Origin of the sequence: Deinococcus sp. Leaf326, from assembly GCF_001424185.1 — a bacterium.
Taxonomy (GTDB): domain Bacteria; phylum Deinococcota; class Deinococci; order Deinococcales; family Deinococcaceae; genus Deinococcus.
This window is the reverse complement of the sequence record NZ_LMOM01000065.1, coordinates 157,034-171,332: the sequence shown is the minus strand read 5'-3', so window position 1 is coordinate 171,332 and position 14,299 is coordinate 157,034. Positions and strand designations below refer to the sequence as shown.

The 14,299-nt window shown below is 68.5% G+C and carries 15 protein-coding genes; 12 read left to right on the top strand and 3 right to left on the bottom strand.

What is annotated here, in order from left to right:
• Positions 1 to 54 precede the first annotated feature (54 nt).
• Positions 55 to 807, bottom strand: a complete 753-nt coding sequence (locus ASF71_RS17745; RefSeq protein WP_056302513.1) for a DsbA family oxidoreductase — start codon at positions 805 to 807, stop codon at positions 55 to 57.
• A gap of 139 nt (positions 808 to 946) precedes the next feature.
• A complete protein-coding gene (carB, locus tag ASF71_RS17740) occupies positions 947 to 4,018 on the bottom strand; it encodes a carbamoyl-phosphate synthase large subunit (protein WP_056302512.1) in 3,072 nt (1,023 codons plus the stop codon).
• Between the two features lie 114 nt (positions 4,019 to 4,132).
• On the opposite strand from carB, the gene ASF71_RS17735 reads away from it, so the two are divergent.
• Complete coding sequence (locus ASF71_RS17735; protein ID WP_056302511.1) at positions 4,133 to 4,594, top strand: hypothetical protein; 462 nt, start codon at positions 4,133 to 4,135, stop codon at positions 4,592 to 4,594.
• Positions 4,595 to 4,631: 37 nt separating this feature from the next.
• On the opposite strand, the gene ASF71_RS17730 is transcribed toward ASF71_RS17735, so the two are convergent.
• Positions 4,632 to 5,234 carry a hypothetical protein gene (locus ASF71_RS17730; RefSeq protein WP_056302510.1) on the bottom strand — a complete coding sequence of 201 codons (603 nt, stop codon included), beginning with the start codon at positions 5,232 to 5,234 and terminating at the stop codon, positions 4,632 to 4,634.
• Positions 5,235 to 5,354: 120 nt separating this feature from the next.
• On the opposite strand from ASF71_RS17730, the gene ASF71_RS24195 reads away from it, so the two are divergent.
• The 11 genes from ASF71_RS24195 (at position 5,355) to ASF71_RS17675 (ending at position 14,261) form a co-directional block, all read left to right on the top strand.
• Positions 5,355 to 6,359 (top strand): hypothetical protein, encoded by a 1,005-nt coding sequence (locus ASF71_RS24195; protein ID WP_056302509.1) that lies wholly within the window; start codon positions 5,355 to 5,357, stop codon positions 6,357 to 6,359.
• Entirely contained in the window at positions 6,356 to 7,294 is a 939-nt protein-coding gene (locus ASF71_RS17720; RefSeq protein ID WP_056302508.1) for a hypothetical protein, read from the top strand. The genes ASF71_RS24195 and ASF71_RS17720 overlap by 4 nt, the downstream gene beginning before the upstream one ends.
• Positions 7,295 to 7,365: 71 nt before the next feature.
• Positions 7,366 to 8,499 (top strand): pyridoxal phosphate-dependent aminotransferase, encoded by a 1,134-nt coding sequence (locus tag ASF71_RS17715; protein WP_056302507.1) that lies wholly within the window; start codon positions 7,366 to 7,368, stop codon positions 8,497 to 8,499.
• 92 nt (positions 8,500 to 8,591) lie between these two features.
• Positions 8,592 to 9,059: a hypothetical protein gene (locus ASF71_RS17710; RefSeq protein WP_056302506.1), complete on the top strand. Its 468-nt coding sequence runs from the start codon at positions 8,592 to 8,594 to the stop codon at positions 9,057 to 9,059.
• 279 nt (positions 9,060 to 9,338) lie between these two features.
• Positions 9,339 to 10,574 carry an argininosuccinate synthase gene (locus ASF71_RS17705; protein WP_056303011.1) on the top strand — a complete coding sequence of 412 codons (1,236 nt, stop codon included), beginning with the start codon at positions 9,339 to 9,341 and terminating at the stop codon, positions 10,572 to 10,574.
• Between the two features lie 2 nt (positions 10,575 to 10,576).
• Positions 10,577 to 10,849 carry a hypothetical protein gene (locus ASF71_RS17700; RefSeq protein ID WP_056302505.1) on the top strand — a complete coding sequence of 91 codons (273 nt, stop codon included), beginning with the start codon at positions 10,577 to 10,579 and terminating at the stop codon, positions 10,847 to 10,849.
• Complete coding sequence (locus ASF71_RS17695; protein WP_235514596.1) at positions 10,846 to 11,328, top strand: GNAT family N-acetyltransferase; 483 nt, start codon at positions 10,846 to 10,848, stop codon at positions 11,326 to 11,328. The genes ASF71_RS17700 and ASF71_RS17695 overlap by 4 nt, the downstream gene beginning before the upstream one ends.
• Positions 11,325 to 11,825 (top strand): GNAT family N-acetyltransferase, encoded by a 501-nt coding sequence (locus tag ASF71_RS17690; RefSeq protein ID WP_056302504.1) that lies wholly within the window; start codon positions 11,325 to 11,327, stop codon positions 11,823 to 11,825. The genes ASF71_RS17695 and ASF71_RS17690 overlap by 4 nt, the downstream gene beginning before the upstream one ends.
• Complete coding sequence (gene argH / locus ASF71_RS17685) at positions 11,822 to 13,216, top strand: argininosuccinate lyase (RefSeq protein WP_056302503.1); 1,395 nt, start codon at positions 11,822 to 11,824, stop codon at positions 13,214 to 13,216. Before ASF71_RS17690 ends, argH begins: the two co-directional genes overlap by 4 nt.
• Before the next feature lie 5 nt (positions 13,217 to 13,221).
• A complete protein-coding gene (locus ASF71_RS17680) occupies positions 13,222 to 13,713 on the top strand; it encodes an HIT family protein (protein WP_056302502.1) in 492 nt (163 codons plus the stop codon).
• A gap of 44 nt (positions 13,714 to 13,757) precedes the next feature.
• The gene (locus tag ASF71_RS17675) at positions 13,758 to 14,261 is read left to right on the top strand and encodes a GNAT family N-acetyltransferase (protein WP_056302501.1); all 504 of its coding nucleotides are present in this window, start codon (positions 13,758 to 13,760) and stop codon (positions 14,259 to 14,261) included.
• Positions 14,262 to 14,299 lie beyond the last annotated feature (38 nt).

Sequence of the window (14,299 nt, the reverse complement as noted above, 5' to 3'; positions counted from 1 at the left end):
CCGACAGGAAAGAGGCCGCCCCGGCATGGAGGCGGCCTCTTTTGTCTGCGGGAGTCAGCCGCGCTGGGGCACGGCGCACTGGCCGTCCTCGCAGCCTTCGGCCACCTCCGCGCTGCCCAGCAGGGTCAGGGGGGCGGGATGCGTCTCGGCCCAGACCTGATTGAGCGCGCCCAGCAGTACTTCGGGCGACTGCGCGCCGTTCACGCCGTACTTGCCCCCCAGCACGAAGAAGGGCACGCCGCTGATACCCAGGGCCTGCGCCTGCGCCTCGTCCTGCCGGACCGCCTGGGCATAGTCGCCACTGTCCAGGGCCGCACGGGCCTCGGCCTCGTCCAGCCCTGCTTCAGTTGCCAGGCGCACGAGCACATCGGGGTTGCCCAGGAATTCGCCTTCGGTCAGGTATGCGCGCATCAGGCGCTCCTTGAGGGTGTCCTGAAGGCCCTTCTCGGCCGCGAGATGCAGCAGCTGGTGCGCCTGGAAGGTATTCGTGAGCTGGGTCCGATCGAAGTGGTAGTCCAGGCCGTCCTGCGCCGCCACGCCGGTCATGTGGTCCATCATCTCCTGCGCCTGGTCGGGGCTGCGGCCGTACTTGCGGGCCAGGCCGTCGCGCATGGACACGGGGCTGCGGACCGGCGCGGAGGGGTCGAGCTCGAAGCTGTGCCAGACCACCTCGACGTTCTCGGGGTGCCCGAACTGCCCCAGGGCTGACTCGAAGCGCCGCTTACCTACGTAGCACCAGGGGCAGGCGATGTCCGACCAGATGTCCACGCGGAGCTTGTCGGGGCCGGAAGGGGAGAACTGCGTCATACCGGCACGATAAACCGCTTTGAAAAGCAAAGCAAGCGATCGCCTTACAAAACTGGGAGTTTACTGGGTCAGTCAGACGCGGGCCTCTTCGAGCGGCGAGGCCCGCACGTTCCGGTTTCCTGACCTATCGCTGGGAGCTCTAGCTCACCCACTCCTGCAGGCTCTTAACCCCCAACTCCTGCCCCTGCGCGGCGGCAATCGCTTTGGCGGTCCACTCGGCGCCTTCGCGGGTGCTGACGATCGGCACGCCGCGTTCCAGAGCGGTGCGCAGGAGTTCGCTACCTGTCACGTCAATTAGGAGTGAGGGCAGGGTGTCGCCGTCCTGTTCCCGGAGCACGCTCAGACCTGCACCTTCCAGCGTGGCGGCCACGTCGTCCAGTCCTTCGCCCAACAGCAGGGCCGTGCCACTCAGGGGCAGATTGCTCTTGGCCCCCAGCTCGGCGCGGTAGTACGCGAGGTACGGGTCGGCGTCGATGCCCATGCTTTCGCCGGTGCTCTTCATCTCCGGCCCCAGCACCGGCAGCACGCCCTTGAACTTCAGGAACGGCAGGTGCACTTCCTTGACCGAGTACATGGCGGGCACGGGCGTCTCGGTCAATCCGATCTGCTCCAGCGTGTGCCCCACGGCGATCCGGGCGGCGCTCTTGGCGAGGGGGTGATTCACGGCCTTGGATACGAAGGGCACCGTGCGGCTGGCGCGCGGGTTCGCCTCCAGGATGTAGGCCACGCCGTCCTTCACGGCCCACTGCACGTTCATCAGGCCGCGCACACCCAGTTCCAGGGCGAGGCGCTCGGTATCACGCTTTACGCGGGCCATCAGCTCCGGGCTCAGGTTCACCGGGGGCAGCACGCAGGCGCTGTCGCCCGAGTGGACCCCGGCCGCCTCGACGTGCTCCATGATGCCCGCCACCACGGCGCGTTCGCCGTCGCACAGGGTATCCACATCAAGTTCCAGCGCGCCGTCGAGGAACTGGTCGAGCAGGATGCTTGGCTGCCCCTCGACGGCGGCATACACCTCGTCCAGATAGGTGCCGAGTTCGTCCATGCTGCGCACGGTGCGCATGGCCCGCCCACCCAGCACGTAACTGGGCCGCGCCATCAGGGGGAAGCCCAGACCGGCGGCCAGTTCACGGGCCTGCTCGGGCGTCTGCGCCACCTTGCCCAGCGGCTGCGGCAGGCCCAGGCGTTCGCACAGGGCATTGAAGCTCGCGCGGTCCTCAGCCTCGTCGATGGCGGCCGGGCTGGTCCCGATGATGGGCGCGCCCGCCGCTTCCAGCCGCCGCGCCAGCTTGAGGGGGGTCTGGCCGCCGAGTTGCACGATCACGCCCACGGGCTTCTCGTGCTCGACGATGTTCATCACGTCCTCGAAGGTCAGCGGCTCGAAGTACAGGCGATCGGCGGTGTCGTAGTCGGTGCTGACCGTCTCGGGGTTCGAGTTGACCATGATGGTCTCGTACCCGGCGTCCTGCAAAGCCCACACGGCGTGCACGGTCGCGTAGTCGAACTCCACGCCCTGCCCGATGCGGTTGGGGCCGCTGCCCAGGATCACGACCTTGGGCTTGTCGGTAGGCCTGACCTCGTCCTCCCACTCGTAGGTCGAGTAGTGGTACGGCGTGTGCGCCTCGAACTCGGCGGCGCAGGTATCCACCGTCTTGTAGACCGGGGTGGCCTTGGCCTCCTTGCGGATGGCGCGCACCTCCAGCTCGCTCAGGCCCACGACCTCTCCGATCCGGGCGTCCGAGAAGCCCAGGCGCTTGACCTCGCGCCAGATCTCGTACTTCCACTCGCCGATGGGACCGAGGTCCAGCAATTCCTTCTCGGCGTCGGTGATCTCCTTGAGCTGCGACAGGAACCAGCGGTCGATCTTGGTGGCGTCGAACAGCGCGTCCACACTCTCGCCCCGGCGCAGCAGTTCCAGCACGGCTTCTAGGCGGCGGGGGTTGCCGTACAGCAGGCTGCGCAGGCCCGCGTCGTCCATCGCGGCGTACACGCCCCGGATGTCGCTCTCAGTGCTCCGCATCGCCTTTTGCAGCGACTCCTTGAAGGTGCGCCCAATCGCCATGACCTCGCCCACGCTGCGCATCTGGGTGCCCAGTGCGTCGGGCGTGCCGGGGAATTTCTCGAAGGCGAAGCGCGGAATCTTGGTGACCACGTAGTCGATGCTCGGCTCGAAACTGGCCGGGGTGACGCGGGTGATGTCGTTGGTGAGTTCGTCGAGGTGGTAGCCCACCGCGAGCAGCGCGGCGATCTTGGCAATGGGGAAGCCGGTCGCCTTGCTCGCCAGGGCGGAGGAACGGCTCACGCGCGGGTTCATCTCGATCACGATGACGCGCCCGTTGTCGGGGTTCACCGCGAACTGGATGTTGCTGCCGCCCGTCGCCACGCCGATCTCGCGGATGATCGCCAGGGACTGGTCGCGCAGGCGCTGGTATTCCACGTCGCTCAGGGTCTGGGCGGGGGCCACCGTAATACTGTCGCCGGTATGCACGCCCATCGGGTCGAAGTTTTCGATGCTCGTGATGATGATCACCGTGTCGGCGGTGTCGCGCATCACCTCCAGCTCGTATTCCTTCCAGCCCAGGATGCTCTCTTCGAGCAGCACGCTCGTCACGGGGCTGTCGCGCAGGCCGCCCTCCGTGATCGCCAGAAATTCCTCGTAGCTGTGCGCGATGCCGCCGCCCGTGCCCCCCAGCGTGAAGCTGGGCCGGATGACGATGGGCAGGCCGATCTCCTTCTGGTACTCGATGGCCTCGGCCATACTGTGCACCATCTGGCCCTTCGCCGTCTCCACGCCGATCTTCTTCATGGCGGCCTGGAACAGTTCGCGGTCCTCGCCCTTCTTGATGGCCTCCACGCCCGCGCCGATGAGTTCGACGCCGTACTTCGCCAGGGTGCCGCGCTCATGCAGGTCCATCGCCAAATTCAGCGCCGTCTGGCCGCCGAGCGTGGGCAGCAGGGCGTCGGGCTTCTCAGCGGCGATGATCTTCTCGACGAACTCGGGCGTCAGCGGTTCCAGATAGGTCGCGTCCGCGAGGTCGGGGTCGGTCATGATGGTCGCCGGGTTGCTGTTGACCAGCACCACGCGGTAGCCCTCGGCCTTGAGGGCCTTGAGGGCCTGCGTGCCCGAATAGTCGAACTCGGCCGCCTGTCCGATCTGGATGGGACCGCTGCCGAGAATCAGGATGGTCTGGAGGTCTGTACGCTTGGGCATTCCAGAAAGGGAGTATGTCACGGCTGAGGGGCGGGGGTGTCAAGGCGGGCTGCAAAGTTATGCAGCGGCGCTGTACGCGGCTGGACCCCAAGGCGGCAGTTGCTACCCTGGGCTATGGCCTACGTTCTCGAAGGATTGCTGCTCAGTCCTCTCCCGGCGCAGCTGGCGGCCGAGCGGGGCTTGCCGACCGTGGGATTGTCCGGCGACGTCACGCTGCTGCCCGTGACCGAACGCCTGCTGGGGAGCCTGCCCGGCGAGAGAACCCCGGCGTCGTTCCCGCACGAGTTCTGGAAGCTCGACCGCGCCCTGGAGGATCTGGCCCAGGAATTGTCCGTTGCCGGAAGGGTGGCCTATATCGAGGTGGACTTTTTCGGGGGAACAGGCACCCAGGACGCGGCCGTCTGGGAGGCTGGGGCGCTGTGGATGCCCCCGGTCCATACCGAGGGGAGGGGGGCGGTCAATGCGGCGCTGCGTGCCCTGGGCGTCGTCCCCGGCGGCGCGCTCGACGAGTTCGAGGCGGTCGGTCTGATGGGTTCAGGTCGGGAGAGGTCGACCGAAAGCTGGGCGAAGCTCTGAGCCGGAAGTTCGGGTTGGGGACGATCCGGACCCAGACCTACTTGTTGCAGGTCAGGTCGAATTCCATGTTGTAGACCTTCGCCAGCGGCAGCTTGGCCTTCTGAAGCTCCCTGACATTGTCGTCGCTGGGCCGGATGAGCAGGCGGGTCCACCCCTTCTGCGTGGTGTTCTCGGTCGTGGTCTTGAGGGTGATCTTGGCCCCGGGGGGCAGGGTCTCGATCCAGTTTCCGGCGTAGTTGCGCAGTGGCAGGGTGTTGTCGGCCTTGTTGGCAGCCACGACGTCGCCAGGCGAAAAGGCCATGAAGTTGTGCAGGGGCTGCTTGCTGGCGTTGGCGAGCAGCAGGGTCGCGCCGAAGCGGTCGCCGTCCCAGAAGGTATTCAGCAGTTGAACCGTATAGACGCCGTTGAACAGCGTGTCGCCCACGCAGCCCTTGACGGCGCTGATCTTCGGCGTCACGCCCCCGGCGGTGATGGCTCCTACCCGCCCCAGATCGTCGGCACGCAACTGGTAGTAGGACACGCCGTTCCGGGTGATCGGGATGGCCTTGAGCGCCACGCCGTTGATGAACACCGTCTGGGCAGGCGCCGTCTGGGCGGCGGCCGTTCCGGCCAGCAGCAGGAGCAGGGTGGTCTTGTTCACGATGCCGGATATGCGGTGGCCCTTTCCAGAGTTCCGAGAAGTCCCGGACCGGGTTGTCAAAGGAACGGGGAGGCGAAGAAATGGGGCTGCCGGAGATCGCCCCGCCCCGCACAATGAATCATGCTCATTCCTTCCCGCGCCCTGACCGACGCCCTGAACCAGCGGACCTCGGTGCTGTGCGGGCTGCTATTGCAGCTGCGGTGGGCGGTGGGCCTGTGCGCCGGTCTGACGGTGCTGGCGGGAAGCTATGGCCTGGCCCCCCTGCGCTCCGGCGTGGCGGCGCTGTTTCCGGAACTGGCCGGGCCACTGGAGCTGGCGGTGACAGGTCTGCTGGCCCTGCTGACCGTGGCGGCCGCGCTGCTGTGCTGGGGCAGTCTGGCTGCCGGTAGGGCACTGGCGGCAGTGGCGGCGACCCTGTCCGGCCGAACCGGGGCGGAGGACAGTGCCCTGCCCCTACGCCGCTGGCTCCGCACATTGACCGTCTGGCAGTGGAGCGGCGCCCTTTTGGGACTCGTCGCGGGGGCGTTGCAGGTGGTGGTGTTCACCGTCCTGCTCGCTTCTGTGGCCCAGTCGGCCTCGGAGGCGCTGAGGCTGATCTGGCCCACGGACTCGGTGCAGGAGAGCCCGGCCGAGACGGCGCGCCAGATGTTTCCCTTCGCGCTGATGGGCGGGACCTTGAGCACCCTGCCGGTACTCGTGCTGGCGGGCCTGACCCTGGCGGCCGTCCGGCGGCTGTTTGCCCGCATCGGTGAAACCCTGACCGGGTCCGGGGCCGCCTCCAGCGCCGAGGCTGGGACCAGGGTGCAGGCGGCAGCCGGAGTGGCCGCGGGGTGGATGCAGTTCTGCCGCGTCGCGCTGGGGCTGGGTGTGGTCCTGGGCCTGCTCAATGTCCTGTTCTCCCTGCCCAACCTGTTTAGTGGCAGCGGGCCGGGCGAGACCATACAGCTGGTGCTCGGTTCGCTGGTCCTCGTCCCCCTGGGCTGGCTGTACACCGTCTTGTTCCGGCTGGCCGGGCACTCGCGTCTCTTTGCGCTGGAGGCAGTCTCTGTGCTGGGGCCCCCTCACTGGGGGCAGGCGCACATGAGCGCCCCGGCGCAGGCCGGGCAGGTTACAAAGGACCCATGACTTTTCCCTTCCTTGCGCCCACCACTGCGGACGTGCAGCGCCGCAGCGCGGCCCTCGGCAGCTGGCTGACCCAGCTGCTCTGGCTATACAGCCTCTTCAGCGTCCTCGGTATCGTGGGGCTCGTCGGCTCGGCGGCCACCCTGCTCGCGGCGTCGGCCCTGCCGGGCGCCGGCGCGCCCGGAATTCCTCTGCTGATCGCCCTGGTGCTGGCCTCCGGACTGCTGGGCCTCGTGAGTCTCGTCCTCTATGTCCTGGCCATCCGCGCGGCGAAACGGGTGCTGGGCAGCGTGGCGGGAGCAGCCGAGGACCGGCTTCCGGCCACGCTGGATCAGGACGTGCGGCGCCTGAACACCTGGCTCACGTGGGGGCAGTGGGGCATGGTGGTAGGGGCCGTGCTGGGTGTGGCCCTCAATGGGGTCACCTCCGCAGCCTTCTCGGAAATGTCCAGTGAGGTAGGACTTCCGGTGGGCGTGACGGTCGTCGCGGTCGCGATCGGCAGTCTGCCCTCCATCGTCCTGAACTGGCTGATCCTGGCCTCGGTCAAGCGGTTCTTCGCGCGCGTGTCGGTGCGGGCGCGCGGGGCCCGGCAACCGGTGGGACCGGCGGCAGGTGCGGCGGCCGGCTGGCTGATGTTCGTGTACGTCTTCCTGTGGATCGCGGCAGGTCTGAGTGTGCTGGGGTTCCTGCCTGCCCTGCTTCTGCCGGCGGTCCTGGGGTCCAGGGGGGGCAGCGAGGCCGCCCTGGGCGGGGGAGTCGTGTTTCTGATCGGAGCCCTGGCCCTGGCTGTGGGGGGCTGGTTCTACAGCCTGTTGCTGCGGCTGGTGGGGCACTCGCGCCTCTTCGCGCTGGAGGTCGCCGCCCTGCTCGACCAGCCGCGCCCAGGCGAAGCGGCGCCCGTACCTGATCCCTGGTTGGGCGTTCCCGACCTCCGCTGAGCGCCCCAGGGCACAGGGCTGTGCAGTCCGGGCCCGGACGCGCCCTGTCCGGGCGGCGCACACTGCGCTTCATGCCCGAACTGCTGCCGCGTGCCCGCGCCTCGCAAGAGAGTATTTTCGCCCGCATGAGCCGTCTGGCGGTTCAGCACGGGGCGGTCAACCTGGGGCAGGGCTTTCCCTCGGACGCGCCCCCGGCCTTTTTGCTCGACGCTGCGCGCGGAGCGGTGGGGCGGCTCGACCAGTACGCGCCCCCGGCGGGACTGCCTGCCCTGCGGGACGCCATCGGCGCCGACCTGGGGGTGGACGGCGCCGACGTGGTCGTGACCTCGGGCGCGACCGAGGCCCTAAATGTGCTGGCCCTGTCCCTGTATGGGCCCGGTGACGAGGTGCTCACGCTGGAGCCGGTCTTCGACGTGTACGTGCCCCAGGCGCGGCTGGCGGGGGCCACGCCAGTGACGGTGCCCATGCGCCTGGACGCCCAGGGCTGGGGGCTGGACCTCGCGGCCCTGCGTGCGGCCGTCACGCCGCGCACGCGGGCTCTGCTGCTGAATACCCCCCACAACCCGACCGGCGCCGTGTTCACCCGCGCCGAGCTGGAGGCGGTCGTGGCCCTGGCCCGCGAGCACGACCTGTGGATCGTCAGTGACGAGGTCTACGACGAGCTGTATTTCGGTGTCCCGCCGGTCCCACTGCGCACCCTGGCTCCCGAGCGCACTTTCACGGTCGGCAGTGCGGGCAAGCGTTTGGAGGCGACTGGCTGGCGTGTGGGCTGGATCGCCTGTCCGCCGGATACGGGGCTCGCGGGGAATGTGGCGGGCATCCGGCAGCAGGGGTCCTTCTGCGCGCCCACGCCCCTGCAGGCGGCGGTCGCGGCGGCGCTGCCCGTGGCCCGGCAGGAGGGCTTCTATGCCGGGCTGCGCCAGGAGTACGCCGGGCGCATGGCCCTGCTCGCCGGGGGGTTGGAGGTGCTTGGGGCCACGGTCTACCGGCCGGACGGCACCTACTTTCTCACTGCCCGGCTGGGTCAGGCCGCTCCCGACGCCGAGATGCTGGTGGGGTCAGGCGGGGTGGCGACCATTCCGCTGGAGGCCTTCTACCCCCTGCGCGCCGCGCCGCAGGGCATGGTGCGTCTGGCCTTCTGCAAGTCGCGCGAAGAGATCGGGCGGGCGCTGGAGCGGCTCTCGGTGGTCCTGGCCCCGGCCTGACGCCTCCGTGAGAGCCCCCCCAAACTGCGGCGCGGATTCCCTAAAGAAAACGGCCCTGGTCCGGTAGAGGGCAGGCTGGCACAATTTCTCTCATGAAGAAGATGTTCCTCAGCCTCCTGGCCCTCGGCGCCGTGTCCAGCGCCTCGGCCGCGACCTCTCTCGGCGGCTCCATCGGTTCGGGCGCTGCGCTGCACTACCAGGTGGACAACGACGCCGTGTCCTCCACCCGTTTCGGCCTGAACCTCGATGCCACCAACTTCAACTTCAATACCCTGTCGCTGGGCGGCACCGTGGATTACCTGCGGAGTGCGGCTCCCGGTTCGCTGGGCGGCCTGAACCCCTACTACGGCCTGGGCCTGGGTGCGGGCGTGTCGCTGGGCGGCACCAACGCGGTCAGCGTGTACCCCCACGTCCTCGGCGGCCTGAGCTACAACGTCACGGCTCCCCTGAGTGTCTTCGGTGAGCTCAACGCCGGCCCCAGCATCACGGTGGGCAGCAACACCAGCGTCTTCTTTGGGATCGGCGCCCGCATCGGCGTGAACTACGTCATCGGCAACTGAACCCTATCGAGGTCCCCGCGCCCCGGCCCCGAGCCGGGGTTTTTCGTGTTGCAGGTGGCCGCCCAGTCCAGACGCCCCGCCTTGACCCTCTCCGGCCCACTTGCTACCCTGAGTGCATAGCTATGCGCTTCGCCGCATATCCATACACCTCATGCAGACCCCGACCCCCCGACGCTGACGCTCCGCCTGACCTCTCGACAGGTCCAGGCGGCGCCTCCGTGCCGGGGGCTCCGCGCTGCCCATTCATCCCCATCACACTCACAGGAGACAATGACCCTCATGGCGACCGAACAAGGCAAAGACAAGATCGTCCTCGCGTACAGCGGCGGCCTCGACACGAGCATCATCCTCAAGTGGCTCCAGACCGAGAAGAACTATGACGTGGTGTGCTTCACCGCCGACCTGGGTCAGGGCGACGAGGTCGAGGAGGCGCGGGTCAAGGCGCTGAACACGGGCGCGGTGGCGGCCTACGCGCTGGACCTGCGCGAGGAGTTCGTGCGCGATTACGTGTTCCCCATGTTCCGCTCGTCGGCGCTTTACGAGGGCTACTACCTTCTGGGCACGTCCATCGCCCGTCCTCTGATCGCCAAGAAGATGGTCGAGATCGCGCAGAAGGAAGGCGCGGTGGCGGTATCGCACGGCGCGACCGGCAAGGGCAACGACCAGGTGCGTTTCGAGATGACCGCCTACGCCCTGAAGCCCGACATCGTGACCGTGGCACCCTGGCGCGACTGGGAGTTCCAGGGCCGCGCCGATCTGGAAGCCTTCGCGCACGAGCACGGTATTCCCGTCCCCACCACCAAGAAGGACCCCTGGAGCACCGACGCCAACATGCTGCACATCTCCTACGAGGGCGGCGTGCTTGAAGACCCCTGGACCGAGCCGCCCGCGCACATGTTCAAGCTGACCGTCTCGCCCGAGGACGCCCCGAACGAGGCCGAGTACGTCGAGGTCGAGTTCCTGAACGGCGACCCGGTGGCCATTGACGGCGAGAAGCTCTCGCCCGCCGCCCTGCTGACGAAGGCGAACGAGATTGGGGGCCGGCACGGCATCGGCCGCATCGACCTCGTCGAGAACCGTTTCGTGGGCATGAAGTCGCGCGGCGTGTACGAGACGCCCGGCGGTACGCTGCTGTACCACGCCCGCCGTGCCGTCGAGAGCCTGACTCTGGACCGCGAGGTGCTGCACCAGCGCGACGCCCTGGGGCCGAAGTACGCCGAACTCGTCTACAACGGCTTCTGGTTTGCCCCCGAGCGCGAGGCCCTGCAGGTCTACATCGACCACGTGGCCCAGAGCGTGACCGGCACGGCCCGCCTGAAGCTGTACAAGGGCAACTGCACGGTCGTGGGCCGCAAGGCGCCGCAGAGCCTGTACGACAAGGACCTCGTGAGCTTCGAGGCGGGCGGCGACTACAACCAGCACGACGCCGGGGCCTTCATCAAGCTCAACGCCCTGCGGATGCGCGTGCAGGCGCGCGTGGCCGCCAAGGCGGCCCAGCAGGACCAAGAAGGCTGAGCATGAGTGACCTGCGCGCGGTCGTCCAACACCATCTGCCGGACCTGCGGACCCTCTCCGAGGAGCGGGCGGCCCACCGGCCCGGCTCACAGGTCTGGTGGGCCAAACAAATGCCCGGCCACCTGATCGACAGCGGCGTGAACCACCAAGCGCGCGTCGTCCGGGCGGGTGCGATCGGCGGCGGCGAGCCGATCACGCTGGACTTTCTGGCGCTGGACGACGTGCGCCATCCGCTTCATCACCTCGCGCAGATTTCGGGCGGGGTGGGAGCGTGACCCTCCCGAGCTACGCCCTGCGCCCGGCGACCGTCGCCGACGCGGCCCTGATCCAGTGCCAACGTGACGCCATGTTCACCGAGATGGGGCAGGACCCGGCGCGGCTCGCGCAGGTGCACGCGGTCGGGGCGACGTGGCTACGCGGCGCGCTGGGCCGGGGCCTGTACACGGGTGTGCTGGCCGAGGCCGGTGCGGAGGTCGTCGCCGGAGCAGGCGTGCTGTGGCAGGACCTGCCGCCCAACGTGGACACCAGCCTGACTGTGCGGGCCTACATCCTGAACGTGTATGTGCAGCCGGAGCACCGGGGCCGCAAGCTCGCGCGCCGACTGGTCGAGCATCTGCTGGCCGAGTGCGGCGCGCGTGGGGTGCGGCTCGTGTCCCTGCACGCCTCCGATGCGGGCCGGTCCACCTACGCTGCCCTGGGGTTCATGCCGACCAACGAACTGCGGCTGGTGTTGCCGGGGGAGGGGGCGGCGTGAGTCGGCCCACGCTGCGCGCTGTCACCCCCGCCGATCTTCCGGCTTTTCACGCCGTGATGATGGCGGCGGGCATGGACCCCCGGAGCAGCTGGAGCCGCGTGACGGTGGAAGACCTGCGGGCATCGCTGTTCGCGCCCGACTCGGGGGGCTTCGTCGCTCAGGGCGGGGCAGAAGTAGTCGGCGTCGTCGGCTACCGGCCGGACGGCTCCTGCACCCTGACCCTGAACAAGCTGGCGACCCTGCCGGCTGCGCGCGGTCACGGCACCGGGCGGCAGCTCGTCGCGGCGGTCGAGGCCCACGCCCAAGCCGGGGGCTACAGCCGGGTGCTGCTGGCGGTCAGTCAGTACAACCTGGACGTGTTGCCCTTCTACGAACGCCTGGGCTACCGCCGCAGCGCCGAACCCTACGCCCACGCCCACCCCGCCAGCCCGCCTCCGGTGGTGCTGGTCAAGGCACTGCCCCCCGCTCCGGCGGGTACCTCACAGGACGACGCATGACCCATACGCAGGACAAGAAACTCTGGGGCGGGCGCTTCGCCGAAGCCACCGCCGAACTCGTCGAACTCTTCAACGCCTCGGTCGGCTTCGACCAGCGCCTCGCCGAGCAGGACATCCGCGGCTCGCTGGCGCATGTCGCCATGCTGGGTCAGGTCGGCATCCTGACCGCCGAGGAGGTCGCCCAGATCACGGATGGGCTGAACGCCGTCCTGGCTGACATCCGCGCCGGAAATTTCGAGTGGCGCCTCGACCGCGAGGACGTTCACATGAACGTCGAGGCCGCGCTGCGCGACCGCATCGGGCCGGTGGCGGGCAAGCTGCACACCGCCCGCAGCCGCAACGACCAGGTGGCGGTGGATTTCCGCCTCTTCACCAAGGAAGCCGCCCTGGACCTCGCCGAGAAGACCCGCGCCCTGCGGGCCGTCATGCTGGCTGAGGCTGAGAAGCACCTGGAGACTGGCGTGATTTTGCCCGGCTACACGCACCTCCAGGTCGCGCAGCCCATCCTGCTCGCCCACTGGTTCATGGCCTATGTGGCGATGCTGGAGCGCGACGAGGGCCGGTTCCGCGACGCGGCCGAGCGCATGGACGAGTCGCCGCTGGGCAGCTCGGCGCTGGCAGGCACGCCCTGGCCCATCGACCGCTTTGCGACCGCCGAGGCCCTGGGCTTCGCTCGCCCGACCGCCAACAGCCTCGACGGGGTGGGCAGCCGCGACTTTGCCATTGAGTTCCTGTCGGCCTGCGCGATCCTCTCGGCGCATCTCTCGCGCCTGTCGGAAGAACTGATCCTGTACTCGACCTTCGAGTTCGGGTTCCTGACCCTGCCCGATTCTCATACCACCGGATCGAGCATCATGCCGCAGAAGAAGAATCCCGACGTCTCCGAGCTGGCACGCGGGAAGGCGGGCCGCGTCTTCGGCAACCTGATGGGCCTGCTCACAGTGGTCAAGGGCACACCGCTGGCCTACAACAAGGACCTCCAGGAAGACAAGGAGGGCGTGTTCGACAGCTACGACACCCTGAGCATCGTGCTGCGCCTGTACGCCGAGATGATGCCCAAGACCGTATGGCACGCCGAAAAGACCTGCGAGGCCGCCGCCCGGGGCTACTCGACCGCGACCGATGTGGCCGATTTCCTGGCCCGGCAGGGCGTTCCCTTCCGCGAGGCACATGAGGTCGTGGGCGGACTGGTCGGGCTGGCGAGCCGCAGTGGCCGGCAACTGTGGGAACTGAGCGACGCCGAACTCAAGGCCGCCCACCCGTTGCTGAACGCCGACGTGGCCGGGTCGCTAACGGTCGAGGAAAGCGTCAAGGCCCGCCAGAGCTACGGCGGTACGGCCCCCCAGCAGGTCGCACGGGCCATCGCCGACGCGAAGCGGGCGCTGAAATAACGGCTATGAACATCACTCTTCCCCTGGACGGCAGCCTGTTGCCCCGGCGTGAGCGCGAGTGGGCCGGCTGGCTCGCCCGTCCGCACGAGAACCCGCTCAGCACCCGCGCCGACTTTGCCAGTGGGGAGGTCGTGCTCGAAAACGACCTGTGCGTCTATACGCAGGATGCCCGCTACGCCGACGGTCTGCCGTACTCCGGATTGATCGTCACCCGGCGACTCTGCGAGACCGTCTTCGACCTGACTCCGCAGGAAGCGGCCGCGGTTCATGCGCTGCTGGCCGAGGTACGTGACCTGCTGGACAAAACGGTGCAGCCCGACGGCTACACGGTGGGTTGGAACGTTTATCCGGCGGGCGGCCAGCACATTCCGCACGTTCACCTGCACGTCATTCCGCGTTGGAAGGCGGACGCCACAGCCGGTGCGGGCCTGCGGTATTTCCTCAAAGCGGCCCGGCAGGAGACGGTGCGGGAAGCCGAGCGACGACCTGGTTCCTGATGCTGACCCTCGGTGCCCGTTCCCCCCGTTTTCCAGGAGACCCCATGACCCTCACCAACATGCACGTCAAGCTGCGCCAGGCCGCGCCTGAAGATTTCCCCGTCATTCTGGAGCTGCTGGAGCGCTGCGGCCTGTTCACCACCAGCGTCACCCCCGCGGGCGGCACCTACTGGGTCGCGGAACTCAACGGTGTGCCGGGCGGCTGCATCGGGCTGGAGCACGGCGAGGGCGCGTCCCTCATCCGTTCGACCGCCGTGACCCCGGAGGCCCGCTCGCAGGGGCTGGGGCGCGCGCTCGTGCAGAGCGCCCTGACACATGCCTCCTTGCGCGGCGACCGCGTGGTGTATCTCTTCAGTCAGGAGGCGGGCGACTACTGGAAACGGTTTTCCTTCGTGCCTGCCACCGTGGCCGACATCGAGGCGGCCCTGCCGGACGCCCCGCAGGTGCGCAGCGGCCTGCTGCGCGGCTGGATCCACGAGGAACAGGTCTGGCGGCGCGACATTCCGCAGCCGCGACAGGCGGCGGAACCGGCGGGGGCAATCGGGTGAGCTACTCAATTGACGCACCCGGCGCGGGGGTGCGCTAT

What these genes read in the sequence shown, in the direction of transcription:
- ASF71_RS17745 (WP_056302513.1), bottom strand. Translation starts at nt 807, where the DNA reads ATGACGCAGTTCTCCCCTTCCGGCCCCGACAAGCTCCGCGTGGACATC.
- carB (WP_056302512.1), bottom strand. Translation starts at nt 4,018, where the DNA reads ATGCCCAAGCGTACAGACCTCCAGACCATCCTGATTCTCGGCAGCGGT.
- ASF71_RS17735 (WP_056302511.1), top strand. Translation starts at nt 4,133, where the DNA reads ATGGCCTACGTTCTCGAAGGATTGCTGCTCAGTCCTCTCCCGGCGCAG.
- ASF71_RS24195 (WP_056302509.1), top strand. Translation starts at nt 5,355, where the DNA reads ATGCTCATTCCTTCCCGCGCCCTGACCGACGCCCTGAACCAGCGGACC.
- ASF71_RS17720 (WP_056302508.1), top strand. Translation starts at nt 6,356, where the DNA reads ATGACTTTTCCCTTCCTTGCGCCCACCACTGCGGACGTGCAGCGCCGC.
- ASF71_RS17715 (WP_056302507.1), top strand. Translation starts at nt 7,366, where the DNA reads ATGCCCGAACTGCTGCCGCGTGCCCGCGCCTCGCAAGAGAGTATTTTC.
- ASF71_RS17710 (WP_056302506.1), top strand. Translation starts at nt 8,592, where the DNA reads ATGAAGAAGATGTTCCTCAGCCTCCTGGCCCTCGGCGCCGTGTCCAGC.
- ASF71_RS17705 (WP_056303011.1), top strand. Translation starts at nt 9,339, where the DNA reads ATGGCGACCGAACAAGGCAAAGACAAGATCGTCCTCGCGTACAGCGGC.
- ASF71_RS17700 (WP_056302505.1), top strand. Translation starts at nt 10,577, where the DNA reads ATGAGTGACCTGCGCGCGGTCGTCCAACACCATCTGCCGGACCTGCGG.
- argH (WP_056302503.1), top strand. Translation starts at nt 11,822, where the DNA reads ATGACCCATACGCAGGACAAGAAACTCTGGGGCGGGCGCTTCGCCGAA.
- ASF71_RS17680 (WP_056302502.1), top strand. Translation starts at nt 13,222, where the DNA reads ATGAACATCACTCTTCCCCTGGACGGCAGCCTGTTGCCCCGGCGTGAG.
- ASF71_RS17675 (WP_056302501.1), top strand. Translation starts at nt 13,758, where the DNA reads ATGACCCTCACCAACATGCACGTCAAGCTGCGCCAGGCCGCGCCTGAA.